Origin of the sequence: Prevotella sp., assembly GCF_036570325.1 — a bacterium.
Taxonomy (GTDB): Bacteria; Bacteroidota; Bacteroidia; order Bacteroidales; family Bacteroidaceae; genus Prevotella.
Window position 1 is genome coordinate 67,254 of the sequence record NZ_DATCYK010000056.1, and the last position, 23,685, is coordinate 90,938.

Below are 23,685 nucleotides of genomic sequence, written 5' to 3' on the forward strand. Positions count from 1 at the left end.
TAATCCATAGGAAATATGAAGAGAAAAATATTCACTTTATTGCTGTTATGCAGCGTGACGGTTGTGGCCTTGGGCCACAGCCGTCAACTTTTTGACGACAACTGGTGCTTTATTCTTGCTGATTCCGCCCGCATGGAGCAGCCCCGTTACGACGACACGGCATGGCGTCGGCTGTCTCTTCCGCATGATTGGGCCATCGAAGGCGACTTCAGTGTGGGCAATCCCTCGGGCGCTTCAGGTGGCGCCTTGCCCGGCGGTATCGGATGGTATCGCAAGAATTTCACGCAAAAGCACGTGGATAAAGCCACTAAATACTACATAGATTTTGACGGAGTTTACATGAACGCCACCGTTTATGTAAACGGACAAAGGGTTGGGCACAGGCCTTACGGCTTCTCATCGTTCAGGGTAGACATTACCAAAGCGTTGCGCCAAGGGCCGAATGTCGTAGCCGTGAAGGTTGACAACAGTCGTCAGCCCAACAGCCGATGGTACAGTGGGTGCGGCATTTATCGGCATGTGTACTTCGTGGAGAAGCCTTCGGTACATGTAAGTCAGTGGGGGCAGCACGTGAAAAGCCACGCGCGAGGCTTTGACATGGCCATAGCGATAGACAATGAGACGACTGCGGCACGGAAACTGCGGCTTCGTTCACGGGTGATTGACGCCTCGGGACGGCAAGCGGCCACCGCTGTGAAGGCGATAACCGTGGCTCCCGGCACCTCAACTTTCGCGCAGCGGCTCACCATCCGTCATCCGCGTCGCTGGGACATTACCTCTCCTTATCTTTACACCGTCACGACCGAGTTGCTCGAGGGTGATAAAATCGTGGACGAGGAGCGTACGAAGGCCGGTATAAGGACTTTCCGTTTCGACGCCAAGACCGGTTTTTGGCTCAATGGAAAGCCCGTGAAAATCAATGGTGTTTGCGACCATCACGACATGGGATGTCTGGGGGCGGCCGTCTATAAGGACGCTATTGTCAGGAAGATAACCCTATTACAGCAAATGGGATGTAACGCCATACGCACTTCACACAATCCTCCGGCCCCCGAATTGCTGGACGTTTGCGACTCATTGGGTATGCTGGTGATGGATGAGGCCTTTGATATGTGGCAGCGAAAGAAGACCACTTATGATTATTCCCTTTATTTTGACGAGTGGGCCGAGCGTGATTTGACCGACATGATAAGGCGTGATCGCAACCATCCGAGCATTGTTATGTGGAGCATTGGCAATGAAGTGTTGGAGCAATGGGACGAAGCCAGCGCCGATACGCTGACCGCCGAGCAGGCTAACTTGGTGCTGAACGCAGGCCATAAGGTAGCCTCGGGCCAATCGAAGAAGCTCTCTCAAGGCGAAAGGCTCACCCGCCTGCTGACCGAAATCGTGCGCCGGCACGACGATTCACGGCCTATTACCGCCGGATGTAACGAACCTTCGCCCGATAACAAGCTGTTCAGAAGCGGCGCTCTCGACCTGATAGGCTTTAATTATCACCATGAGGACGTAAAGAACGTACCCATTCATTTTCCCGGAAAGCCTTTCCTCATGACCGAATCTGTGTCGGCTTTGCAAACAAGAGGTTACTACATGCTGCCCAGCGACTCTGTTTTCGTGGCACCGAAGGAGTGGTGGCTTCCCTATACCGACCCCACTTTCATGTGCAGCGCCTATGATAACATGCACGCGTCGTGGAGCAGTACGCACGAGGCTACATGGGATGTGGTGAAACATACGCCCTATTGTGCCGGGCAGTTTATATGGACCGGCTGGGATTACATTGGCGAACCGACGCCTTACGGCTTCCCCGCACGCAGCAGTTATTTCGGCATTATCGACTTGGCAGGCTTCCCTAAAGACGTTTACTACATGTATCAGAGCGAATGGACGGACAAGAATGTGCTCCATCTTTTCCCACATTGGAACTGGCTGCCGGGGCAAACGGTCGACATGTGGTGCTATTACAATAAGGCCGACGAGGTGGAACTGTTTATCAATGGCGTAAGTCAGGGCAAACGAAGCAAGCAGCCCCATCAGTATCATGTCATGTGGCGAGTGAGTTACGAGGCCGGTAACGTAAAGGTGGTGGCCCGTAAAGACGGGAAAGTAGTTGGCGAGCAAACCATTCATACCGCCGGACAGCCCGACCATTTGCGGCTTTCGGCCTCGGTTGATACCTTGTCCTCTGAGGGCAAGCGGTTGTCGTTTGTCACGGTAGAGGTGGTGGATAAAGACGGACACTTGTGTCCTTGGGCCGAGAATCAAATATGTTTTGAGATAGCGGGTGAGGGAAAGATCATCGGCGTTGATAACGGGTGTCCTTTCAGCATGGAGCGGTTCAAGGACACCAAGCGCAAGGCCTTCTTCGGCAAGGCACTGTGCGTGGTGGAAGCCGGTCGGCAAACGGGCGAGATAAAGCTGCGTGCCCGCGCTGTCGACTTGAAGGATGGGGAGCTTCACATAGCCGTTCGCTAAGCTGATTGCGCAATCGTTTGCTCATCTATTTGTGCGGTTCTCTATGCTTTTAGGCCATGGGCCATGTAATTTTGTCCTATCTTTGCATCGGATAAAACGCGGTGGGCTGTTTGAAAGCACGCTTTCATGACGTCCGCTTGCATTATCTTTAGAGAAGTTAAGGATAGAGAGTTATTGGATCAAGTGTTGTTAAAGAAATAGAGAGCTATATTAGTTTCAGGTGAGAAGATTCGTTTTTAGAGATAGCATAGGAAAGAAATTAAGTATTTAAATGTTTTGGTAATTTGATTTAGTATTTTGATAGATTGAATCTCATAACCCCAAAATATATGGGATAATATTAAGTTTTGTTGATTTAGTGAATAGCCGTTGCAGTGATGCAGCGGCTTCTTTTTTGTGGCCATTGGCCCTATAACAAAAAAAATCGGAGGGGAAAATCCCGCCCGACCGCTAGGTTCGCACCTCACGGTGCTCCCCTTTGTTTCATCTAATTGTTAACCTGAAAAATCCTTTTTCTTACCTTATTAACTAATACTTTAACCTGAAAATCTTTAACCTAATAACTAAACCTAAAAAATCTATTACTACTAACCTAAACAATCTATTAACCTTTTGATGATGCAAAGTTAGTAATTGTGTGCGTACACACCAAATGATTTCACACTAATTTCGCATTTAAAACATATTTATTGATATGTATCAAACGGATTGATATGGGTCAATCGTGCTTTACTGTCTTATGCGTGGAAGTATGGTTGGCGCCTTACTATATAATAATAGGTGTGGTATGGGCGTAGCGTTTGTTTGGCGTGGTGGGGTCGTGAGAACTTTCTCGCTGTATAGGCATGGTTTCGTTATTTTGGCGGCAGGATTCGGTGCTGTTGCGAGCGTGGCCTTTCGATGCGGTCAAAGGGCCGCTTTCATCCTGCGAAAGGCCTGCTTTGAGGCGGTCAAAAGGCAGCTTTTACACGGTGAGAGCTGCCCTTCGGGAAAACTGCCGGGCGTCCATTGGTGAAACAATTGTTAACAACGGACGCTTTTTATTTATGTTCGGGCTGGTTATCAGTTAATTATCTTTATCTTTGCCGTCAATAAACAATGATAAAATTATGCGACAGATAATCACTCATTTTACAGATGATGATCTCTATAAGTTCTCCATGTGCTGTGCGGTAATCGACAATTATCCCCGTGCCCACGTGAAATATTCCTTTGTAGACCGTGACGATACCGTCTATCCCGATGGCTTCGCGGAGGCCGTGCGTGAGCAAATCATCATGCTGGAGAGCGTTGTGATAACCGACGAGGAGGTGGAATTCATGCGCAAACGCTGTTATTACATTCCTGATTGGTTCTATACTTACCTGAAAGGTTACCGCTATCGCCATGAATGGGTCGACGTTTGGCAGGATGATAACAACCATCTGCACATAGAGTTTGAGGGCAATTGGTCGGACACTATCTTGTTGGAGGTGAAGGTATTGGCCATCGTGTCGGAGTTGTATTACATGTTCACGGGCCAAACCGATAAGCTCGACTATGCGCATTATTATGAAAAGTCGTACGCCAAAGCCGAGAAACTGCTGGCCGCAGGGTGTGTGTTCAGCGACTTTGGTACCCGTCGCCGTGCCTCGAAGCAGGCCGAGGATATAGTCGTGAGAGCCATGCGCGACTGTGATAGGGCAGGAGCGTGGCCCGGAAAGTTTGTGGGTACGAGCAACGTATATCTGGCCATGAAGTACGATGTGTTGCCGGTGGGCACGATGGCCCATGAGTTCGTGTGTGCCATCGGTGGCATGTATGGCCCGCAGATGGCCAATCACATAGCCATGAACAATTGGAGGGCCACGTTCAGGGGGGCTTTAGGCACCTATCTTTATGACAGTTTCGGGTGGGACATCTTCTGTAAGAACTTCTCGGAAGACTTTGCCAATTTGTTCAAAGGCCTTCGGGTAGACAGTGGCGACAACCATGATCAGTTGCGGAAGATAGCCGCCAAGTATCGTTCGTTGGGCATAGACCCGAAGTCGAAGCAAGTAATTTTCAGCAATGCGCTCGATACTGACCGGGCCATTGAGATACAAGGATATGCCAAGGACTTATGTCAGCCCTCGTTCGGGATAGGCACTCACTTTACCAATGACTTTGAAGGAGTGAAACCTATGAACATAGTTATAAAGTTGGTGGCCGCTAAAATAACCGAGTCATGGGACTTCTATAACGATACTTGCAAACTTTCGGAAGACAAGGGAAAGCATACGGGCAAGCCCGAGGTTATCAAGCGATTTATGGATTGCCTGCATTTCCAAGAATAAAATGCGGACTTTATTATTTTATAGATTGCTTTTAGTTTTATAGAATCATCCCATCTACGCCCCAACCTTAGCGCTGTGGCGTAGATTTTTTTATCTTATTACAAAGTTATCCCTCATCTTTTCTCCCTTCATTTCATCTCTTCGCCATCTCATCACCTCATCCTTTGTCCTTAAATATCATTCCCTCATAGTTTCATTCCTCATCCTTTGTCCTCTTCCTTCGTGGTTTTGAATCGGATTTGAACGAACTCAAATCCCATGGAAGTCAATAGATGATGGAACTGTCGGCTGGCGTTTTCCTCCGCACTCTTGATGTTTGACGGCGTCATGCAGCGGCGTAACATGGTGTGATAGGCCTTGTCGTAGAGTTGTTCACGGGCTTTGGCGTCCCAATTGCCTTGCTCATAGAAGGAGCGAGTCTTGGCTTCGTCGATAAAGTCCTTATCGAGTAGGCGGATAGGGGGCAGCACTGCCTTGATGGTATCATGGTCGGCCTTGATCCATCCCGGCTCGGCGTCGCGCAGGTTGATACCCAAACGGAGCGTGCCATAGTAGATTCTGACGAGTTCGCTGTCGCCAAAGAAGCCCTTGCGGACGGTGTCTACCAGCTCCTCATCGGTGATGGCGAGAAACTCCCATTCGCCAATGGCCTCGATGGTTTCAAGCTGTGTGGGCGTGATTTCTATCTTGCGGTCGTGCGAGAGCGTTATGTGGTTGTTTCGATTGATGAAGTACAGGCCGGCGGCGATGGTGATGATCAGTAGCAGACCTGCGCCGATGATGAGCCATATCGTGCGTGAGACATGGCTGATGAAGTATTTAAAATTACCGGATGACTTGTTTTCCATTTTCAATAGTTGAGGGTTTGTCTATCAGTTTTTCGATGTCGGCGGCGCCGAATGGCTTTCTGAACGTGATGATAATATCCTCTTCCTTATATCCCATTTGGCGGATGAAGGGCACAAGGGTCTTCGCCGCGTTCTCTTTGGCCATGTCGATAATGCCCAATGAGGCTATGTCCTTGACTATGGCCGCCCGTCCTTGTCGCTCAAAGGATGTGAGTTCCTCGTCGGTAAAGTTGGAACGGGTGAAAGCTACGTATTGTTTGATGTCCTGATGGTTGACTTTCGTGCTGGTCAACGCCAAGTGGGGATCGGGCAGGATAATCTCTATCTTGCCGTCAGATGTCCTTACGTTGTCCTTTGAAAACTCACTGAAATCTATGTAAGCCTTCAAAGTGGCGTCTAAAGGAATGGCAATCTTGCGTTTGCCCAAGGGTAAATCTATGTGGAAAGTCTTATTGAATACCGTTCCCGAAAGGCTCTTGTTGTCGTTATGCGTGATGATTTTGTGCAGATGGTATTCGGTGGTGTAGAGCTTGGAAGTCTTCTGTATCTGGAGAATCATCATGGGGATGGTGTCTGGAAGAATGGTTTTGCTTTCAGTTTTCTTTTGTTCTGAACATGCCAAAAGCAATACCGTCATGAATAGGATATGGGCTATATTCTTCATTTGTGCTTATCTTATGATGCAAAGATAATGCAAACGAGCGCCATAAAAGTTTACTTTTCAATGGCCGAGTGCAGTTTATCTTATGCAAAGATATTACAAACGAGCGTCATAAAAGTTTACTTTTCAATGGCCGAGTGCAGTTTATCTTATGCAAAGATAGTGTAAACCCGTGATATTTTTATTAACTTTGCGCTATAAATTATTTAAAGGATATGAATAAGTACTTTCGCTTTTCTTTCATCGCTATGCTGGGTGGAGCTTTTGCTTTGCTGACCGGATGTGGTGAAAAGAAAAAGTCTGATGTTATTATTACGCACAAACCGGTGCAGAAGGCGCAGCGGACCATCTCCAAAGTAGGCGATTATACGCAAGAGCGTGAGGTGGAATGGCTGGGTTCTCGTTACAAAGTGATTGTGGGACGCAAGGCCAACGCCGATTTGCAGGTGGTGGATGACGGTAGCGGAGCAAGGTTTTATGACAATATCATCACCGTGGTTATCAAGCGGAAGGATGGGAGTGAGTTCTTTAATCGCTCTTTCAGGAAGGCCGATTTTGAGAAATATATCGATGGAATCTATAAGAAGAACAGCGTTTTGCTGGGCATAGTGCTCGATGTGGCCGAGGGAAATCGGCTCGTGTTTGCCGCCAGTGTGGGGTCGCCCGATAAGATGAGCGATGAGTATGTGCCTTTGGTATTGAAGATAGACAACCACGGTGGCGTCGTTATCTCAAAAGATACGCAGCTCGATACGGGCGCTGACAGATCAGTGGCAGATAGGAAGAAGTCGGAACTTGAGCTTTCGGAGGAGGAAGGTATTTGATAAACGATAAGGTGTTTATCGGTTTATCGTAAAGTATTCTCTACGATATGAAGAAATAAAAAAGGCAGGGAAACCTCGTGAAGGTTCTCTGCCTTTTATATGTTTTTGGCCTATAATTATTGCTTAAGCAGGGCCTGATGGGCTTTTTCAAACTCTTTTGGATAGCTTCCCAAGAAGCACAAGTTGACCAAGCAGTTAGCTAACACGTCCGCGTCGCTAAGGTCCACGCCTCTCTCTCGGGACACATCCTTGCCTAAACTAACCTCCCATGGTCCCCTGAAATCAACATCGTTGGCACCGATATAGTGCTCATTCTTGCTTCCGGGAGCGTCCATGATTTTATAGCGGATGGTCTTCTTCGAGGCCACCGGCTTCATGGTAGTCAGTATTTCGTAGGCTTGTTGAAGCGGTTCACGATACTTTGATGTACCCGGAAACATTTCATTGATGATCGGCATGATTTCATCAAACTCGTAAGCAAGGAATAATTGTTGGAGTTTCATAAGGAAAAGATCAGTTTAAAACTTAGCCATTTTAATGGCGTCTACCGCACATTCATCGCCTTTATTTCCCAAACGGCCGCCACTACGGTCCTTTGCTTGCTGCAAATCGTTGGTCGTGAGCAGTCCGTAAATCACGGGAATGTCTTGCGATGCGTTGAGTCGGGCTATGCCATAGGTTACCCCCTCGCAGATATAATCAAAGTGTGGAGTCTCTCCTCGGATGACACTGCCAAGGATAATGATGGCGTCATAGCCACCATTTAATACCATTTGGCGTGCTCCGTAGATAAGTTCAAAACTGCCGGGGACAGTCTTCACGTGAATATTTTCGGGGATAGCTCCGTGCTTTTCTAAAGTCTTGACTGCGCCGTCAAGCAGGGCTCCCGTGATTTCAGGATTCCATTCGGCTACAACAATGCCGAAACACATGTTGCTGGCGTCAGGAATCTTGGTGAAATCATAGTCGGAAAGATTGTGTAAAGCGGTAGCCATTATTTACTTGTTAGAAGTACGTTCGATATATTTGTCAATCTCTTGGCTTTGTACAATAACGCAATTGACATATTTATCTTTAATGTTCTGATAAATCTTGAGGGCCTCCTCGTTTCTGTTTTGGCTCTCAAGAATCTTGCCGGCTTGCAGTAAGAAGGAGGCAGAGATACTGTTGTTTGTGCCGTCTTTGGTAGCGTCGTCAGCCATGCTGGCCGCTTTCTTGAGGTTGCTGACAGCCTTGTCGAGCTGATTAATGTGAGCGTAGGCATTGCCCAAAGCAGCGGTTGCCGCCGGACTTATCATGGAATCATCGCTTGGAGAGTAAGCCTCTAAGTATTTGATAGCGTCGTTCCACTTTTTCAAATTGACAAAACTCAAGCCTGCATATAGGTTGGCGAGGTTGGCGGCGTCGGTGCCGCTGAAGTCAGAAGTTAACTTAATAAAACCTTGGTAACCTGCGCCATCGCCGTTGAGCGCCTTGTCGAACATGTCATTCATGAAGTATTCTTGACCTTTTCCTAAGGCTGTGCTGGCTTTTTCCTCACGTGGTCCGGCATAATATGCCTTGTAAAGGATGGTGCCTGCAATGATTACGATGAGTGCGCATATAACGCCAAGGATGACCTTCTTGTGCTTATTGAAGAAGGCTTCGGACTGGTTGAGAACTTCTACCTCAACACTTTGTTCATTTTTGATTGCCATTTGTTTTATTGTTTTTTTATTATGAATCGATTAAAGAAACTCCAATTTCATGTCATAGCTATGCTTTTGAAGCGTGATAGCTATGCTTTTGGAGTGTGGCAAAATTACTGAATTAATCTCATATAGTGAAATTAATCGATTACTTTTTTCGTTTTCAGTCCTAAAACAAGTAACTTTGCAAGGAATTATGATACTCGATAAGATTTCTGTTATCAATTACCGCAATATCCGGGCTGCCTCTCTTTCGTTATCACCCAAAATCAATTGTTTTATAGGTAATAACGGTGAAGGGAAGACGAACATGCTGGATGCGATTTACTATTTGTCTTTTTGTCGGAGCGCTTTTAACCCTATAGACTCTCAAGTGATTTGTCATGACTCGCCCTTTATGACAATTGAAGGGAAATATCTTACCGATGACGACGAGCAAGTGGGCATTTATTGTGGTATGAAGCGAGGGCAGAAGAAGCATGTGCGCCGTGATCAGAAGGAGTATAAGCGATTGACGCAGCATATCGGGTTGATTCCATTGGTTTTTATCTCACCTTCAGACAGCTATCTGATAGATGGCAGCAGTGACGACAGGCGTAAGTTGATGGATGTTGTCATAGCTCAGTATGACAAGTCGTACATGGATTGTCTGAATACTTATAACAAAGCGCTGCAGCAAAGGAATGTACTGCTGAAGCAGGAGAATATTTCGGACATGTCCCTGATGGAACTATGGGAGGAGCAGATGGCTGAGGCCGGTGAGTTGATCTTTCAAAAGCGGACCGCCCTTATAGAGCAACTTGTACCCGTTTTTCAAGATATTTATCGATTGATTTCTGATGATAAGGAGGACGTTTCCTTGCGCTATGTTTCCCATGGGCAGCGTGGGCCGTTATTGGAAGTCATTCAGCGCGACCGTTTTAAGGACTTGGCGATAGGCTATTCGCTGCATGGCGTGCATCGGGATGATTTAGAAATGAGTATTGGAGGTTATTCCGTAAAGCGTGAGGGTAGTCAAGGACAGAACAAGACCTTTGTTTTGGCATTGAAACTGGCGCAGTTTGAGTTTCTTCGTCGTACTTCTCCGGACAATGTTCCTTTGTTGTTGTTGGATGATATTTTTGATAAGTTGGATGCGGGACGTGTGGAACAGATAGTCCGGCTCGTATCGAGTGATCGTTTTGGGCAAATCTTTATGACCGACACCAACCGTGACCATTTGGATTATATCTTACGACATACCTCAAAAGATTACACTTTGTTCAATGTGAGTAATGGCGTATTTACACAAGAACGTTAAGGAGTAGTATATGTTTAAGCGTGAAGTGAAGTCAATCAGTGAGCTGCTTCAGCAGATCTTACGGCAGGAAGGGTTTGAAACTCCTCTGTTACAGAAGCGTCTGATAGAGGCATGGGGAACGGTGGCAGGTAAGGTTGTGGAGCGTTATACCACGGAAAAGTTTATTCGGAATCAAACTCTTTATGTGAAGATTACCAATCCCGCTCTTCGTCAAGACTTATCAATGATGCGCTCACAATTGGTTATCAGGTTGAATCAACAGGTTGGAAGTCAAGTGATAACCGATGTAAAAGTATTTTAAAGGGCTGCGTGAAGAATTTTAGCAGGTCTTTTTAATAGAATTGTCTATTACTTCATTCATCTTAATATCCGTCGTTTCGACGGGAATATCATCCATTATTTGGAAATCAAAGCACAAGCCTATTTTGTAGGCGTTGGGCACTTGAGATAGGAAACGGTCGTAATATCCCTTTCCACGGCCAAGCCTATTGCCGTTTTTATCAAAGCTCACGCCGGGTACTATGATGGTTTCTATTTGATTTAAGTTCGTAAAGATATTCCCGATAGGCTCCAATATATGATAAGAAGGAGCCTCCTTTAAGTCGTCTTTACTTTTGTATAGCCTTGCTTCAATGGTGTGATTGTCAATCATTTTTGGAAGTAAGACAATCTTATCCATGGCAATCAGTTGTTCTATCAGGTCATGCGTATCTACCTCATCGGCCATTGAATAGTACAGCATGATAGTTTTTGCGCCCTTAATGGCTTGATGATTCATCAATTTCTTGATGGCAGGAAGCGACAACTCCCTCAACTGTTGTTGGGTGAATTGTCGCTTCCGTTCTTTTATAATAGTCCTTAGTTCTTGTTTAAGCATGTGCTGTTGTGTGGTGATAAAGACTAAAGTTCTTGTTCATAAGCATGGCCGTCTTCTCTTTATTGCCGGTTTTCTTTGGCTGGGGAGGCTTGGGGAACGCCGCGTTTTTGTGGAAAATCTCCAATGTCTTTTGGATAACGGGATCGCCTTGGTTGAGATATTCGTTCCAAGCTCCTTCATCAAGCATGTTGTAAATGATTCTACTGTTGATGTAGCGTTCGAGGAGCGGGTAGCTCTTCTTTATCATCAAGTTACGGCGTTGCAGGCCATGACCGTCCGCGTAAGTGGCAAATTTTTCTACCATATTTTGCTTTACGAGGTAGTCATTCAGCTCCATCATTTCCTTAAAGTTATTTAATTTGGGGCGGTTGTCATCCGTATAAGTGAACGCAAACTGTAGAATGAGTCCACTCATGCTGGCTTGTTTATAGTAAGAAGTGATGTTGGTCGTGTCTTCCGGGACGAAAATATCGGGTGTAATGCCACCTCCACCATAAACGGCGCGGCCATTATTGGTGTGATATGCCGGACCGTTATGCTTGATACTGTCTTGAGAGAAGAACTCTCCATGGCGGTATCTTGTCATCAAATCCTGCATGTAGTTTACATCTTCACCACTTGTGTACGGCTTCTGGATGCAACGTCCGGATGGCGTATAGTAGCGGGCGACGGTCAATCTGACCATGCTGCCGTCGGGGAAGCCTATCTGTTGTTGCACGAGACCTTTACCAAAAGAGCGTCGTCCAATGATAGTGGCACGGTCATTGTCCTGCATCGCACCGGCAAAAATTTCAGAAGCAGAGGCTGAACCTTCGTTTATTAGCACAACCAAAGGTATGTTCTGATAGCTGCCATGGCCATCTGACGTGAAATCATGCCGAGGAGATTTACGTCCTTGGGTATATACAATCAGCTTGTTCTTGGGTAAGAACTCATTAGCCATCTGCACTGCGCTCTGTAACAAACCACCAGTATTGTCCCGCAGGTCAATGACGAGGTTCTCGAAACCCTCTTGTGACAGCTTCGCTAAAGCTATCAGGAGTTCCGGATATGTGGTTTCACCGAAGCTCTTGATACGGATGTAGCCCGTGTTTTCGTCAATCATGTAAGTCGTGGAGATACTTTTTTGCGGTATTTCGCCACGTGTGACGGTAAAGAACTTTACCTTTTTCTCTCCATATCTGATGACTCCGATTTTCACTTTTGTATCTTTAGGCCCTTTAAGTCTGTGCATGGCCTCCTCATTCGTGACAACCTTGCCCACAAAAGGCTTGTTGTCAACGTTTACAATCTTATCGCCGGCCAATAATCCCGCCCGTTCGGCAGGGCCATTCTTGATTACGTTCTGCACGTGAATCGTATCTTGGCGGATTGTGAATTCAATACCAACGCCTGAGAATGAACCTTTAAGATCGTCATTGGCCGACTGAACATCTTTCGCACTGATGTAAACAGAGTGTGGGTCGAGCTCTGCCAAGATTTGAGGAATGGCTTTATCCACCAGCGAATCAATGTTTACCTTGTCTACATATTGATCATCGATGATATGCAATAGGTTGTTCAACCGATTACTTCCACTGTTGATAATATTCAGTCTGTTACCTGAGAAGTGATTGGCGAAGAAGTTTCCAATCAGAATACCAATGACAATACAAAGTGTCATTAGGATGGGCATGTATCTGTTCGTCCTTTTCTGGTCCATAATGTCTTATATCTTTTTATTTCGTAGGTTCATTTATAGGCGACTCTTCTTGTGGATTCATGTACTCCACTTCGACTTTTGCCCTGCGCAGAAGGTCAATACCATCTTCCAGCCGATACTTTTCGGCATATACAACCCGCTTAATACCGGCTTGTATGATGAGCTTGGCGCATTCAATGCAAGGCGATGCGGTCACGTAGAGTGTGCTGCCGTCACTGTTGTTTCCACTTCGGGCCAACTTCGTGATGGCATTCGCTTCGGCATGAAGCACGTATGGGAGCGTGGCGTTGTTATCGTCTTCACACACGTTGGGGAACCCACTGGGAGTTCCATTATAGCCATCGCTGATAATTCTCTTGTCCTTTACAACAAGCGCTCCCACCTTTCGGCGTATGCAATAGCTGTTCTCGGCCCATATTTGTGCCATCCGTAGATAGCGCAAATCGAGTTTATGAAGTTTATCTTTTGATTCCATTTCTTTCTAATAAAGCGTCGATACTCGGTTCCTTTCCACGGAATCGTTTATAGAGCGTCATGGGATGTTCGGTTCCTCCCTTTGAAAGTATGTTGTCCCTGAAGCGCCGTGCCGTCTCACGATTGAAGATTCCTTCTTCCTTAAATGCGCTGAAGGCATCGGCATCGAGCACTTCTGCCCACTTATAACTGTAATATCCGGCCGCATAACCGCCGGCCATGATGTGGGAGAATTGCACCGTCATACATGTATCAGGCAATTGTTTCGTCACGATGGCAGGCTTCCATGCCTCTTTCTCAAATGGGATAATATCGTCCGTGAAAGTATCTTTCTTAGTGTAGTATGCCATATCCAGCAGACCGAAACTTACTTGTCGCATACATGCGTAGGCAGCCATGAAGTTGCGACTCTTGACAATTCGCTCGATCAACCCGTCGGGTAGGGCCTCGCCCGTTTGATAATGGAAAGCAAATGTGCGCAGAAATTCTTTCTCTATCGCAAAGTTTTCCATGAACTGCGAGGGCAATTCCACAAAGTCCCACCATACATTCGTGCCGCTAAGGCTTCCAAACCGTGTGTTGGCAAACAAGCCGTGGAGTGAGTGACCGAACTCATGTAGGAAGGTTTCTACCTCCCCTAAAGTGAGCAAAGCCGGCTTTTCATCCGTAGGTTTGGTAAAGTTCATGACCACACTGACATGCGGACGCACGTTGTTTCTTTTGTGGTCAATCCATTGTCCTTGAAATTCGGTCATCCAAGCTCCGCCTTGTTTACCTTTCCGAGGATGGAAATCGGCATAGAACACGGCCAGATAGCTTCCGTCCTCATCGAACACCTCGTAGGCCTTTACGTCCGGATGATATACGGGAATGTCTTTGTTTTCCTTGAAAGTAATGCCATAGAGTTTGGTGGCCAAGCCGAATACGCCGTCAATAACCTTGTCAAGTTGGAAATAAGGGCGAAGCATTTCGGCGTCCAAATCATACTTCTGCATTTGGAGTTTATGCGAGTAGTAGCTGAAATCCCACGGTTCCAACTCGAAACTTTCGCCTTCCAAGTCCTTGGCCAGCCGTTCTATTTCCGCTACTTCCTCAATAGCTTTCGGCTTATAGGCGTCAATAAGGTCATTTAAGAGCTTATATACATTATTAATATTACCGGCCATGCGGTGTTTCAGCACATAGTCGGCATAGGTGTCAAAGCCCAACAGTTGTGCAATCTCACGGCGCAGATTAACCAAGCGCTTGCAAATATCGAGGTTATTTTCGCTGTTGTCATGAATACATTCGGTGTTCTTGGCCATGTAGAGCTGTCGGCGGAGCGCTCTGTTGTTGGCATACGTCATGAAAGGAGAGTAGCTGGGGAAGTCGAGCGTAAACAACCAACCATCCTGCTTTTTCTCTTTGGCAGCCATCCGGGCGGCTTCCACGGCGGTATCGGGCAGGCCGTCCAAGTCTTTCTCATCAGTAATATGAAGCTCATAAGCCTTGTTTTCCTTGAGCAAGTTCTGTGAGAACTGTAGCGTAAGCACGCCGGCTTCTTCTGTCAGTTGACGAAGTTTCTCTTTGCCGGCCTCGTCCAGTAGCGCGCCACTTCTGACAAAGCCGTCATAGCTGGTCTCTAAGAGCATGGCCTCCTCGGGAGTCAGCTCCCTATGATGGTCATAAACATATTTTACTCTTTGGAATAATTTCTCGTTGAGTTTGATGTCATTGGCGTGCTTGGTGAGGATAGGACTTAGCTTTTGGGCCAATGCGTCAAGTTCGTCATTGGTCTCCGCGCTCATCATACATGAGAAAACATTGGAAACACGGTCGAGCAGATCATAGTAATGTTCGCCTTTCGAGGTATCTACTCTTATGATTGTGTTTTCAAAGGTCGGAACTTCCGGATCGTTAATGATTTTCTCTATTTCCTCATTATCACGTCTAATGCCTTCCAAGAAAGCCTCTTCGTAGTCCTCTGTTTTGATTTTGTCAAAAGGTACGGTGTTATGAGGCGTGTTATAAGGGATAAAAAATGGATTGATTCGTTGCGTCGTCTCTACATTCTTTTCATTCATACTGATATTACTCCTTTATCCTTGCAAATTTATAGAAAAATAAGCAGTTTGTCTTAATTGTCAAACTGTTATTATCATATATTAAACAATTTCATCTTCTTTAGAATAGTTTTTCCAATTGTGGAATATCTATTTTACCGCGTGAAAGGGTGATGAGGCCTTTATCTTGCAGGTCGTTGAGCGCCTTCGACACATCCAGTCTGCTGTCGTTCAGCTCCTCTGCCAATTGATTCATTCTTATCTTTATGCTCACATGGCCTGCCGGTTTTATGCACCGGTCGGCTATGAATCTGACGATATGTTCGGAGAGTGACTCAGGCACATCCCTAAAAATGCGTTGTTGCAGCTTCTGTATTTGAGCCGATAAGAGGTTCAGCAAGTTTATCTTGAATATGGTATAAGTGTCGCCCAGCTTCAAAAGCTCGGCCTTATCTATGGTGATGAAGTTACATTGTTCCAGTGTTGTGAAGGTCCTCGTGTAGCATTGTTGCAGTCCGAATAGGTTTTCGGGTTGCAGAATGTCGGGCGCTGTCATCACCTCCGTTATCTCATAAGGGTGCGACTTGCATACGGTCGTTACCTCCAACCGTCCTGCTTGCAGCAGATAGATACTCCTGCAAGGGTCTCCCTCCCTGATAACGGTTTGTCCTTTGTGGTATTTCAGAAAACCGAGTTTCGTATGTTCTACGATTGATTCCAAGTCTTGGCCGTTCAGACCTAAGAACAAAGGCAGTTCCAATAATCTGTTGTATCGCCCGAATCTATCCATTTTCTGTTTCCTCTTTTCGTCACGAAATGTTTTAAAATGCTATTTAGCAGGCTCTATAAGACCATCGGTGTACCAAATGGCATTGCCCCCTTCCTTATCGGAATAGATGAAATACGCTTTCAGTTCGGGGTGGTTCTTCAAAACCTCCTTGGCTTTCTCTATGCCCATCACCATGAATGAGGTGGCATAGGCGTCAGCCACGGCACATCGGTTGGCAATCACCGTGGCCGACAATAGACTGTGTTGCACGGGATAACCCGTCTTGGGATCAATGGTGTGGGCGTACTTCTTGCCATTCCGATAGTAGAAGTTGCGGTAGTTTCCACTGGTAGCCATGGCCTTATCGGTGATGTTCAACACGGTTTGAAGCTCACCATTGGTGCTTATCGAGTCATCGGTAGGCTTCGTAACGCCTATTTTCCACGGCAAACGTTTGTCACTGACGCCACTCGCTACTACCTCGCCACCTATTTCTACCATGAAATTCTTAATGTCATGGCTCCGTAGTAACGTGGCCACTCGGTCGCTTCCGTAGCCTTTCGCTATGGCGCTGAAGTCGAGCATTGTAGCCTTATCCGTTTTTATCAGGGTGTTCCGGCCTCTGTGTCCGTTGACTTTCTTCACACTTAGCTTCTCCATACCCACATGCTTGAGTAGTTCTTTTACGGTGGAAGCAGACGGAAACTTCTGATTCTTGAAGCCAAATCCCCACTCATTCACCAGCGGAGCCACCGTAATATCAAAGGCGCCGTCCGTTTCTTTGTTGATTTCGCCGGCCGTCTGATACACATCCTCAAACATAGGGCTCATTTCCAAGCTGTTCTTTTGGTTGAAAGCTGTTACACTCGACTGCTTGTTGAACATGGAGAACTCCGCGTCCACCTTCTTCAGCTCACGCTCAATCTCCTCTTTCAGGTTCTCATTGCTCTGATAAGTTATGTGGTATATCGTGCCGAAGATGAAGCCCTCATCGTGTTGGTACGCTGTGTTCTTCTGTTGAAGAATAATCATGACGGTGCCCACGACAAGGAAAGTCAAGAACAATATCTGCCATGCGGCCTTTTTCTTTGTCATTTTGTTTGCGGTCATATCGCTTTTTATATTTCTATGCTGATATTGAATGTTCCTCCCAATCGGGTATTACCGGCTTTTCCATAGCCCGGTACATACCACGCGTCGCCTATATCCCCGTGCGTGTGGGTTATCCTTCGTTTGTATCTCACGCTCCATCCCATTCTTACGGGGCCCCATATTTTGGCGTCAATAGCAAACACTGCTTCTAACCAATGGTAGTTGCAGGCCACGTCGTTGGCCTCGAATTTAATCTTGTCTCCCCATATAGGGTCGGTCAGGTCGGGACTTGAAACATCGTAGTTGAACTTGGTATAGGCGTATCTGAAGCCGCCATACAAGCGGTAGACGTCGTGTTTGTTCTTCATAAGGTTGAAGTCCATGCCGATTCTTCCGTAGGGAGCGCTCGTCTTGTAGGTAAGTTGTGTCACCGCATCGTTGGCGTCGGCTTTGCCCAATCCTAATTCTATGACGGGAAAATACTTATCTTTGAGATTCACCTTTACGGCCCCTTCGTACTGCCCATAGCTGCCAACGGCAAGCTGAATCAAGCCTACTACGTCGCCGGAGACCTGCACGCCACGCCACATGGGGATGGTGTCGGGCACCACGGCAATCACTTTCTTGCGCTTTTGTGCCACTGCCGGCAGCAGTATCAGCAGCAAAAGATTAGTGAGTAAGGCTCTTGAGATAAATGAGGAAATTGCTTTTGGCGAATCCATTGGTAACATTTTTATTGTTGATGACAATCGAGTCGATAAAGTTTCGGGTATATTCTACCTTCGTAATCGTATGGAATATGATGGGGTTACAGTCCACTGATTCAAAGCGGGGATGGTCTTCCTTGCCGATGGAAACCTTGTCGTTGAGCGTGTCTGTGCCCACGATGAGCTTAAAGTGGAGCACGTCTTCCTTGCGGCTATAGCTCATAGGCAGGATGAAACTGTCTACTTTCGTGACTTCATTCAGGAGAATGGAGTCGTTGCCATCGCCCAAGTCGGCCGCCACCGTTAGCGGGTTGGTCAGTTGTTTCACGTCGCCGGCCAGCTTGTAGGTGGCCACCGCCCGGTTGTTGAGTGAGCAGTCAATCGTGGAACAAGCTGCCAACGTGAGCACCAAAGCCGCTATGATACCGATTCTTTTCATCATGTTAAATTTCCTTTTCTATCTGATAGTCGTTGCGATTGGGGTTTTGGCGGGCCAACAAGTCGCCCAAGAATCCGGCCAAAAAGAATTGGCTGCCGAGCAACATGGTCGTCAGGGCGATGAAGAAGTAAGGCGAGTCGGTGATCAGACGTTGAGGAATGCCGTTGGCCAGTGCGTAGAGCTTATCCACGCCGATACAGATAACGGCGATGAAACCTATCAGGAACATGATACTTCCCAAGAACCCGAAGACGTGCATCGGCTTTTTGCCGAAGTTGGTGAGGAACCATAGGGAAAGCAAATCAAGGTAACCATTGATAAAACGGTTCAAACCAAACTTGCTCTTGCCGTACTTTCGGGCCTGATGGTGTACGATTCGTTCGCCTATCTTGTCGAATCCCGCGTTCTTGGCAAGGTAGGGTATGTATCTGTGCATTTCGCCATAAACCTCTATGTTCTTCACAACATCCCTGCGATAGGCCTTCAATCCGCAGTTGAAATCGTGCAGGTTGTTAATTCCGCTAATCTTTCTTGCCGTGGCGTTGAAGAGCTTTGTCGGTATGGTTTTCGACAGCGGGTCGTAGCGTTTCTGCTTGTAACCCGACACGAGGTCGTAACCTTCGGCGGTAATCATGGTGTAAAGAGCGGGTATTTCGTCGGGTGAGTCCTGCAAATCGGCGTCCATCGTGATGATAACATCACCTTGGGCAGCCTTGAAACCGCAGTAAAGGGCGGGGCTCTTTCCGTAGTTTCGTCTGAACTTTATGCCCTTCACACAAGGGTCCTTTTGCTGTAAGTCCTCTATCACGGCCCACGAGTGGTCGGTGCTGCCGTCGTTTATGAAGATGATTTCGTAGGAGTATTGGTTGGCGTTCATGACGCGCTGAATCCAAGCATGCAGTTCCGGTAAAGATTCTTCCTCGTTAAACAGAGGAACGATAACTGATATATCCATGTTATGCTATGTATATTTTATTTTGTTTAAGTCGTGTGGTTATGGGGCGTCTTGGCCTGCTTGCGCTTGCAAAAGAAGGCAATGATGAAGGCCAAAGGCAGACTGGCTATCACGTAATAGGCCATGAAGATAGCGCCCATCTCTATGGGTGACAGGCTGTTTATGAGGTCAATGGCATCGTAAATTTGCTTTTGGTCTTGCCCCATTTGCTTAAATATGTCTATGCTTTCCCTGAAACTGTTGAGCATGGTGGTAAGGAAAAGGCCGTCGTCGAACAGCGTCAGATAGGCAAATATGCCGAAAGCAAAAAGAAAAGCGCCATTGAAGAGCGTATAAACACTGTAGGCCAATCCTCTCCTGAATGTTATTCGGCCCTCCAATGCCTCGTCTCTGAAGCGGCTGAGGAGCCATCCCGCGAAAAGGGGAGTGCACAAAGTCATGAACGGGCCCAGCGCCAACGCGGGGAAATGGAGCGTCAGCAGAAATGCGGCAAACCAATAAGCGCCCATGAAAGCGCCGTCTTGCCAAGCATAGGCCTTGAGTTGTCTTATCGTAAGTAAATCAATCACGTGTTGTCGTTTATTGTCTTATTAACTCGCAAATTTAACGAATTCCGCCCATATAATAGGTATTCAAGTTTAAAAATTGTATTTTTTTAGTTTAGTATGTCTTTCTAATGGGGCTTTGCGGGGTGGCGGGCGGTTGTCTTGTTCGTAGCGTGTAAAAACGCTGTTTTGTAAAAATAAGGTCATAAAAAACGACCTCTTAAAAATATGTCATTCAGCTTTTGTCGGACCGTAAAAGGTGGGTGATGGGACTGTATTGGTTTTCTCTTTTCCCGATTGATGGCTTTTCTGTGGGTCAAAGCAGGCCTTTGGACCGCTCAAAGCGCCGCTTCCATGTGCGTAAATAGCTGTAATCAAAGGGTAAAATTGGCCTCAAAAGGGGCTTGTGGATGGCTTGGAAAAATGCTGTTTTTGATAAACTGTTGATTGATAACGGGTTACGAAACGGCTTGTTTTTTCATAATTTCCGGCCGAAAGTTTTTTATTTTGAAATAACGCAGGCATTTTTGACATTTTGTAAAGATGTTTCTGAATTTTCTCTTTACGAAATAATGTTAAATCATTTTTGCACAATATAAACGCTTTTTTTGAGTTATCGTCAATGATTTGTAGCTTTAAGGTATTATTAGATTTTATTGGAGAAGATGAAAAAAAACTGGAATGACAAACTTTCCCGTGCCCTCAGCCTGCTTATTTGCTTATTAATGATAGCCGTGGTTTCTATCAGGCGCGACGGCAAACTGCTGGGCCACAGCTTAGAAAAACAAGCCGTTACGGGTGCAAAGACAGCCGCCAACGACACGCTTCGCAAGGGCGATGACGGCGCTATCATCATTAATACGGCCCCGTTGGCCAAGGATATTAACGGTTATGGCGGTCCCGTACCGTTGGAAATAACCGTGAAGGACGGCGTCGTAAGCTCGGTGAGAGCGCTCGATAATCAAGAAACGCCCGACTTCTTTCATGAGGCCGAGCAACTCCTCGCACGTTGGCGGGGGAAGTCTTTGGAGGAAGCCGCGGCCCTGAAGGTCGACGCCGTGTCGGGTGCAACCTTTTCCTCGAAGGGCATCATAGGCAACATGGAGCGTGGTTTGCAATATGCCCGTAAGTCGGCGGCCCAAAAGAGCTGGTGGGAACAGCTCGATTTGAGTGTTAAGTCGGTAGCGGGACTGCTGGTGGCGTTGATGGCTGCCATTGTTCCTTTGTACTATAAGAATCGGCGTTACCGCCTTTTCCAGCAGTTGTTGGATATTGGCGTGCTCGGTTTTTGGTGTGGTTCGTTCCTTTCCTATTCAGCCATTATCGGCTATATGTCAAATGGTATGAACGTCGTGGCCTTGCTTACGCCGGTGCTCATGCTTATCATGGCCTTCGTTTATCCGCTCTTTGGCAAGAAAAATCATTATTGCAACCATGTTTGTCCCTTCGGCGCGGCGCAGGAATTGGCCGCCAAGTGTGTCGGGTTTAAGTTCAAGATGAGTAGTCGGACGGCCAAACGACTTGATTTGTTCCGGCAGGTTCTATGGGCCGTTCTCATGCTTTGCCTCTGGACCGGCGTATGGGCGGAGTGGGTAGATTACGAGCCTTTCTCGGCGTTTATCTTCCAATCGGCCTCTTGGGTGGTCATAACCATAGCGGTGGTGTTTGTCTTACTGTCTACGGTTGTGATGAGGCCGTATTGCCGTTTTGTATGTCCTATGGGTAGTTTGTTTAAAATCAGCCAACATAAAACCTTTTAATTTATGAACACAAAAATCGTAATGGCCTTATTGGCCGTGGCCTTGCTCCTTGTCAGTATTCAGTTGGTGCAGGCCAAGAGCAGTCAGGGACGCCGGTCGGGTGCCGATGATGACGCCTATCAAACCATCGTGACGCGCACCAGTGTCAGGGCTTATACCGACGCGCCGGTGGAGAGTGAGAAAATCGAGAAACTGCTTCGGGCCGGCATGGCTGCCCCGTCGGCGGTCAACAAGCAGCCTTGGCATTTCATCGTTGTGACCGATAAGGCGGTGCTTAGCCGTATTCCGGAGGTCAATCCCAATGCGGGCATGGCTGCCAAGGCGCCTTTGGCCATCGTGGTTTGTGGCGACCTGACCAAGGCTTTGCAAGATCGGGGCCGCGATTATTGGGTTCAAGACGCGTCGGCAGCCTCGGAGAACATTCTGCTTGCGGCCCATGCGCTGGGCTTGGGGGCTGTTTGGACCGGCACTTATCCGTCGAAAGATCGTGTGGAAGGTATGACCCGCCTCTTAAACTTGCCCGAAACGATGGTGCCGCTCAATACCATCGTCATTGGCTACCCTAAGACTTCGCCTGCTCCGAAGGACAAATGGAAACCGGAAAATATATCCTATAATGTCTTTGGAGGCAAGGCCGCACCGCAGCCTACGGCCGCACCGACCGCCCCGGAGAAGAAGGAGTTAAAGCCCTTCGACGTATTGGAGGAGTTTAAGGAAAATCCTTTCAGTTGGTTTAAGCGTGAAGGTTTGTTGCTGGCCGTGGGCAGCAAGAAGGGTAGCAACGCCATGACCATAGGCTGGGGAGCGCTCGGCAACATTTGGAATCACGACAATGCCACGATCACAGTGTATGTGGCAGAAGGTCGTCATACCCATCAATTCATGGAGAAAGCCCAATATTTCACGGTGATGGCTTTCGATGAGGACCATAAGGATATACTGAATTACATGGGATCGCACAGTGGTCGTGACGGTGATAAGGCCAAGGCATTAGGGCTGCACACGAAATTCACCGCCAACGGAACGCCTTATTACGAGGAGGCTTCGGAGGTATATGAGTGTAAGATACTCTATCGTGCGCCGTTCGAGCCCAAGGGTTTCGGGGATGTTCCCAAGAAATTCTATGCCAATTTCTCCGCGGGTGTTCACTCGGAATATATCGGTGAGATAGTGGGAGCTTGGCGAAAGTAAGCTAAAACCAAAGGCGCCATTTGCTGATAAATATGCAAATGGCGCCTTTTCATTTAATAAGAGAGGGTTTTAATTGTCGTAATAGGGCAGCAGGAATTTGAATCCGGGGCCTCGAAGCACTACAAGATGTTTGTCGGGGCGTACTTCCAACACCCGTAGTTTCAGCGTCCCGTTGGATAGTTTGGGGTTAGGCCACTGTCCGAGCATGGCTATGGTCACGTCATAGGTTTGCCCTTGCCGCGGATTAACGATGGGAGAGAGGCGCAGCCCCTGCCCGTTCTTGGGGTCGACGGAGCCAAAGAGCGAGATACCGGCCTTACGGTTTCTCACTACCATGCGGGTATTGAGCTCGGTAGTCATCACTTTTGAGCGGGTACTATAGTAGCCTATGCGGTTGAGTTCGCCCTCACAGCTCACGCTGACGGTCAGTTGATCGCGGCTGCCATCTTGCCCTATGGCGGTGATAACGGCCTCGCCCTCATAATGGGGACGCAATTCCACGACCCGGTTGGCAGCATTCCATTTAACGCTTACGACCTTATCGGGGTCGTCTATCTCGAAGTTTACAATGCCACCGCCGGTCAGTGTGACGGAAGTGCTCTCGTTTTTGGGTGCCAAACGAATGTGTTTCTGACTGAATCCCAGCGTTGGCGGCACCACATTGATGTCGAGTCGCTTCTCAAAATCATGCGAGCGAATGGTGGCAAAGGTCGTTCCCTCGAATTGTCCGGTAAGTTTCAGCGTGTCGTTGACTATCTTTGCCGTCGCAATTTGTGGGTTGGCCACGTACACGGCGTACTTTCCGTTCCCGCCATCGAGCAGTATGTTGCGGGTGGTTTGGCGGCTGACGGATACTTCATGGAGCTGTGCCTCGCGACCAATCCTTATGTCGGAGAGCGTAGTATCGTTGTCCTCGCTGCATGCCGATAGGCCGGTGATGAGCGTGGTTACGGCAAGGAGCAGGTAAAATATCGTTTTATTCATAGTGCTTTTATCATTATTGTTTGACGTGTGAGCA

The 23,685-nt window shown here is 47.3% G+C and carries 23 protein-coding genes; 7 read left to right on the plus strand and 16 right to left on the minus strand.

What is annotated here, in order from left to right:
* The first annotated feature begins 15 nt into the window (after positions 1-15).
* Positions 16-2,478: a glycoside hydrolase family 2 TIM barrel-domain containing protein gene (locus tag VIR50_RS04270; protein WP_331933899.1), complete on the plus strand. Its 2,463-nt coding sequence runs from the start codon at positions 16-18 to the stop codon at positions 2,476-2,478.
* Positions 2,479-3,587: 1,109 nt separating this feature from the next.
* The gene (gene pncB / locus VIR50_RS04275) at positions 3,588-4,793 is read left to right on the plus strand and encodes a nicotinate phosphoribosyltransferase (protein WP_331933900.1); all 1,206 of its coding nucleotides are present in this window, start codon (positions 3,588-3,590) and stop codon (positions 4,791-4,793) included.
* Positions 4,794-4,993: 200 nt separating this feature from the next.
* Here the strand turns inward: pncB and VIR50_RS04280 are convergent, their stop codons facing one another.
* Both VIR50_RS04280 and VIR50_RS04285 read right to left on the minus strand, forming a co-directional pair.
* The gene (locus tag VIR50_RS04280; protein WP_331933901.1) at positions 4,994-5,641 is read right to left on the minus strand and encodes a DUF4230 domain-containing protein; all 648 of its coding nucleotides are present in this window, start codon (positions 5,639-5,641) and stop codon (positions 4,994-4,996) included.
* Positions 5,619-6,305: a DUF4230 domain-containing protein gene (locus VIR50_RS04285; protein ID WP_331933902.1), complete on the minus strand. Its 687-nt coding sequence runs from the start codon at positions 6,303-6,305 to the stop codon at positions 5,619-5,621. The genes VIR50_RS04280 and VIR50_RS04285 overlap by 23 nt, the downstream gene beginning before the upstream one ends.
* A gap of 212 nt (positions 6,306-6,517) precedes the next feature.
* On the opposite strand from VIR50_RS04285, the gene VIR50_RS04290 reads away from it, so the two are divergent.
* Positions 6,518-7,126 (plus strand): DUF4738 domain-containing protein, encoded by a 609-nt coding sequence (locus VIR50_RS04290; RefSeq protein WP_331933903.1) that lies wholly within the window; start codon positions 6,518-6,520, stop codon positions 7,124-7,126.
* A 116-nt stretch (positions 7,127-7,242) separates the two neighbouring features.
* Here VIR50_RS04290 and VIR50_RS04295 read toward each other — a convergent pair whose 3' ends face one another.
* From VIR50_RS04295 to VIR50_RS04305, 3 genes are read right to left on the minus strand one after another with little or no spacing between them, the layout of a single operon-like run.
* Positions 7,243-7,629, minus strand: a complete 387-nt coding sequence (locus VIR50_RS04295; RefSeq protein ID WP_331933904.1) for a hypothetical protein — start codon at positions 7,627-7,629, stop codon at positions 7,243-7,245.
* Positions 7,630-7,644: 15 nt separating this feature from the next.
* Positions 7,645-8,121 (minus strand): 6,7-dimethyl-8-ribityllumazine synthase, encoded by a 477-nt coding sequence (ribH, locus tag VIR50_RS04300; protein WP_331933905.1) that lies wholly within the window; start codon positions 8,119-8,121, stop codon positions 7,645-7,647.
* Positions 8,122-8,124: 3 nt separating this feature from the next.
* Entirely contained in the window at positions 8,125-8,823 is a 699-nt protein-coding gene (locus tag VIR50_RS04305; RefSeq protein ID WP_331933906.1) for a tetratricopeptide repeat protein, read from the minus strand.
* Positions 8,824-9,010: 187 nt separating this feature from the next.
* Between VIR50_RS04305 and recF the strand changes: the two genes are divergently transcribed.
* Both recF and VIR50_RS04315 read left to right on the plus strand, forming a co-directional pair.
* Positions 9,011-10,114 carry a DNA replication/repair protein RecF gene (gene recF, locus VIR50_RS04310; RefSeq protein ID WP_331933907.1) on the plus strand — a complete coding sequence of 368 codons (1,104 nt, stop codon included), beginning with the start codon at positions 9,011-9,013 and terminating at the stop codon, positions 10,112-10,114.
* A 10-nt stretch (positions 10,115-10,124) separates the two neighbouring features.
* Positions 10,125-10,415: a DUF721 domain-containing protein gene (locus tag VIR50_RS04315; protein ID WP_331933908.1), complete on the plus strand. Its 291-nt coding sequence runs from the start codon at positions 10,125-10,127 to the stop codon at positions 10,413-10,415.
* An 18-nt stretch (positions 10,416-10,433) separates the two neighbouring features.
* Here the strand turns inward: VIR50_RS04315 and VIR50_RS04320 are convergent, their stop codons facing one another.
* From VIR50_RS04320 to VIR50_RS04365, 10 genes are all read right to left on the minus strand, one after another.
* Positions 10,434-10,991 carry a 5-formyltetrahydrofolate cyclo-ligase gene (locus VIR50_RS04320; RefSeq protein WP_331933909.1) on the minus strand — a complete coding sequence of 186 codons (558 nt, stop codon included), beginning with the start codon at positions 10,989-10,991 and terminating at the stop codon, positions 10,434-10,436.
* Entirely contained in the window at positions 10,984-12,693 is a 1,710-nt protein-coding gene (locus VIR50_RS04325) for a S41 family peptidase (RefSeq protein ID WP_331933910.1), read from the minus strand. The genes VIR50_RS04320 and VIR50_RS04325 overlap by 8 nt, the downstream gene beginning before the upstream one ends.
* Positions 12,694-12,709: 16 nt before the next feature.
* A complete protein-coding gene (locus VIR50_RS04330) occupies positions 12,710-13,168 on the minus strand; it encodes a deoxycytidylate deaminase (protein ID WP_331933911.1) in 459 nt (152 codons plus the stop codon).
* The gene (locus VIR50_RS04335) at positions 13,152-15,230 is read right to left on the minus strand and encodes a M3 family metallopeptidase (RefSeq protein ID WP_331933912.1); all 2,079 of its coding nucleotides are present in this window, start codon (positions 15,228-15,230) and stop codon (positions 13,152-13,154) included. Before VIR50_RS04335 ends, VIR50_RS04330 begins: the two co-directional genes overlap by 17 nt.
* A gap of 100 nt (positions 15,231-15,330) precedes the next feature.
* Positions 15,331-15,999 carry a Crp/Fnr family transcriptional regulator gene (locus VIR50_RS04340; RefSeq protein ID WP_331933913.1) on the minus strand — a complete coding sequence of 223 codons (669 nt, stop codon included), beginning with the start codon at positions 15,997-15,999 and terminating at the stop codon, positions 15,331-15,333.
* 39 nt (positions 16,000-16,038) lie between these two features.
* On the minus strand, positions 16,039-17,073 hold the full coding sequence (locus VIR50_RS04345; RefSeq protein ID WP_331933914.1) for an FAD:protein FMN transferase: 1,035 nt from the start codon (positions 17,071-17,073) through the stop codon (positions 16,039-16,041).
* Between the two features lie 23 nt (positions 17,074-17,096).
* The gene (locus tag VIR50_RS04350; RefSeq protein WP_331933915.1) at positions 17,097-17,792 is read right to left on the minus strand and encodes a DUF6048 family protein; all 696 of its coding nucleotides are present in this window, start codon (positions 17,790-17,792) and stop codon (positions 17,097-17,099) included.
* Positions 17,740-18,219 (minus strand): DUF6452 family protein, encoded by a 480-nt coding sequence (locus VIR50_RS04355; protein WP_331933916.1) that lies wholly within the window; start codon positions 18,217-18,219, stop codon positions 17,740-17,742. The genes VIR50_RS04350 and VIR50_RS04355 overlap by 53 nt, the downstream gene beginning before the upstream one ends.
* Position 18,220: 1 nt before the next feature.
* The gene (locus VIR50_RS04360) at positions 18,221-19,171 is read right to left on the minus strand and encodes a glycosyltransferase family 2 protein (protein WP_331933917.1); all 951 of its coding nucleotides are present in this window, start codon (positions 19,169-19,171) and stop codon (positions 18,221-18,223) included.
* Between the two features lie 26 nt (positions 19,172-19,197).
* Complete coding sequence (locus VIR50_RS04365) at positions 19,198-19,740, minus strand: DUF4199 domain-containing protein (RefSeq protein ID WP_331933918.1); 543 nt, start codon at positions 19,738-19,740, stop codon at positions 19,198-19,200.
* A gap of 641 nt (positions 19,741-20,381) precedes the next feature.
* Between VIR50_RS04365 and VIR50_RS04370 the strand changes: the two genes are divergently transcribed.
* Complete coding sequence (locus tag VIR50_RS04370; RefSeq protein WP_331933919.1) at positions 20,382-21,476, plus strand: FMN-binding protein; 1,095 nt, start codon at positions 20,382-20,384, stop codon at positions 21,474-21,476.
* Positions 21,477-21,479: 3 nt separating this feature from the next.
* A complete protein-coding gene (locus tag VIR50_RS04375) occupies positions 21,480-22,667 on the plus strand; it encodes a nitroreductase family protein (protein ID WP_331933920.1) in 1,188 nt (395 codons plus the stop codon).
* Positions 22,668-22,736: 69 nt separating this feature from the next.
* Here the strand turns inward: VIR50_RS04375 and VIR50_RS04380 are convergent, their stop codons facing one another.
* On the minus strand, positions 22,737-23,651 hold the full coding sequence (locus VIR50_RS04380; protein ID WP_331933921.1) for a hypothetical protein: 915 nt from the start codon (positions 23,649-23,651) through the stop codon (positions 22,737-22,739).
* Between the last annotated feature and the right edge of the window lie 34 nt (positions 23,652-23,685).

Excerpts from the sequence above, each read along its gene's own strand:
- VIR50_RS04270 (WP_331933899.1), top strand. The coding sequence starts at position 16 with ATGAAGAGAAAAATATTCACTTTATTGCTGTTATGCAGCGTGACGGTT.
- pncB (WP_331933900.1), top strand. The coding sequence starts at position 3,588 with ATGCGACAGATAATCACTCATTTTACAGATGATGATCTCTATAAGTTC.
- VIR50_RS04280 (WP_331933901.1), bottom strand. The coding sequence starts at position 5,641 with ATGGAAAACAAGTCATCCGGTAATTTTAAATACTTCATCAGCCATGTC.
- VIR50_RS04285 (WP_331933902.1), bottom strand. The coding sequence starts at position 6,305 with ATGAAGAATATAGCCCATATCCTATTCATGACGGTATTGCTTTTGGCA.
- VIR50_RS04290 (WP_331933903.1), top strand. The coding sequence starts at position 6,518 with ATGAATAAGTACTTTCGCTTTTCTTTCATCGCTATGCTGGGTGGAGCT.
- VIR50_RS04295 (WP_331933904.1), bottom strand. The coding sequence starts at position 7,629 with ATGAAACTCCAACAATTATTCCTTGCTTACGAGTTTGATGAAATCATG.
- ribH (WP_331933905.1), bottom strand. The coding sequence starts at position 8,121 with ATGGCTACCGCTTTACACAATCTTTCCGACTATGATTTCACCAAGATT.
- VIR50_RS04305 (WP_331933906.1), bottom strand. The coding sequence starts at position 8,823 with ATGGCAATCAAAAATGAACAAAGTGTTGAGGTAGAAGTTCTCAACCAG.
- recF (WP_331933907.1), top strand. The coding sequence starts at position 9,011 with ATGATACTCGATAAGATTTCTGTTATCAATTACCGCAATATCCGGGCT.
- VIR50_RS04315 (WP_331933908.1), top strand. The coding sequence starts at position 10,125 with ATGTTTAAGCGTGAAGTGAAGTCAATCAGTGAGCTGCTTCAGCAGATC.
- VIR50_RS04320 (WP_331933909.1), bottom strand. The coding sequence starts at position 10,991 with ATGCTTAAACAAGAACTAAGGACTATTATAAAAGAACGGAAGCGACAA.
- VIR50_RS04325 (WP_331933910.1), bottom strand. The coding sequence starts at position 12,693 with ATGGACCAGAAAAGGACGAACAGATACATGCCCATCCTAATGACACTT.
- VIR50_RS04330 (WP_331933911.1), bottom strand. The coding sequence starts at position 13,168 with ATGGAATCAAAAGATAAACTTCATAAACTCGATTTGCGCTATCTACGG.
- VIR50_RS04335 (WP_331933912.1), bottom strand. The coding sequence starts at position 15,230 with ATGAATGAAAAGAATGTAGAGACGACGCAACGAATCAATCCATTTTTT.
- VIR50_RS04340 (WP_331933913.1), bottom strand. The coding sequence starts at position 15,999 with ATGGATAGATTCGGGCGATACAACAGATTATTGGAACTGCCTTTGTTC.
- VIR50_RS04345 (WP_331933914.1), bottom strand. The coding sequence starts at position 17,073 with ATGACAAAGAAAAAGGCCGCATGGCAGATATTGTTCTTGACTTTCCTT.
- VIR50_RS04350 (WP_331933915.1), bottom strand. The coding sequence starts at position 17,792 with ATGGATTCGCCAAAAGCAATTTCCTCATTTATCTCAAGAGCCTTACTC.
- VIR50_RS04355 (WP_331933916.1), bottom strand. The coding sequence starts at position 18,219 with ATGATGAAAAGAATCGGTATCATAGCGGCTTTGGTGCTCACGTTGGCA.
- VIR50_RS04360 (WP_331933917.1), bottom strand. The coding sequence starts at position 19,171 with ATGGATATATCAGTTATCGTTCCTCTGTTTAACGAGGAAGAATCTTTA.
- VIR50_RS04370 (WP_331933919.1), top strand. The coding sequence starts at position 20,382 with ATGAAAAAAAACTGGAATGACAAACTTTCCCGTGCCCTCAGCCTGCTT.
- VIR50_RS04375 (WP_331933920.1), top strand. The coding sequence starts at position 21,480 with ATGAACACAAAAATCGTAATGGCCTTATTGGCCGTGGCCTTGCTCCTT.
- VIR50_RS04380 (WP_331933921.1), bottom strand. The coding sequence starts at position 23,651 with ATGAATAAAACGATATTTTACCTGCTCCTTGCCGTAACCACGCTCATC.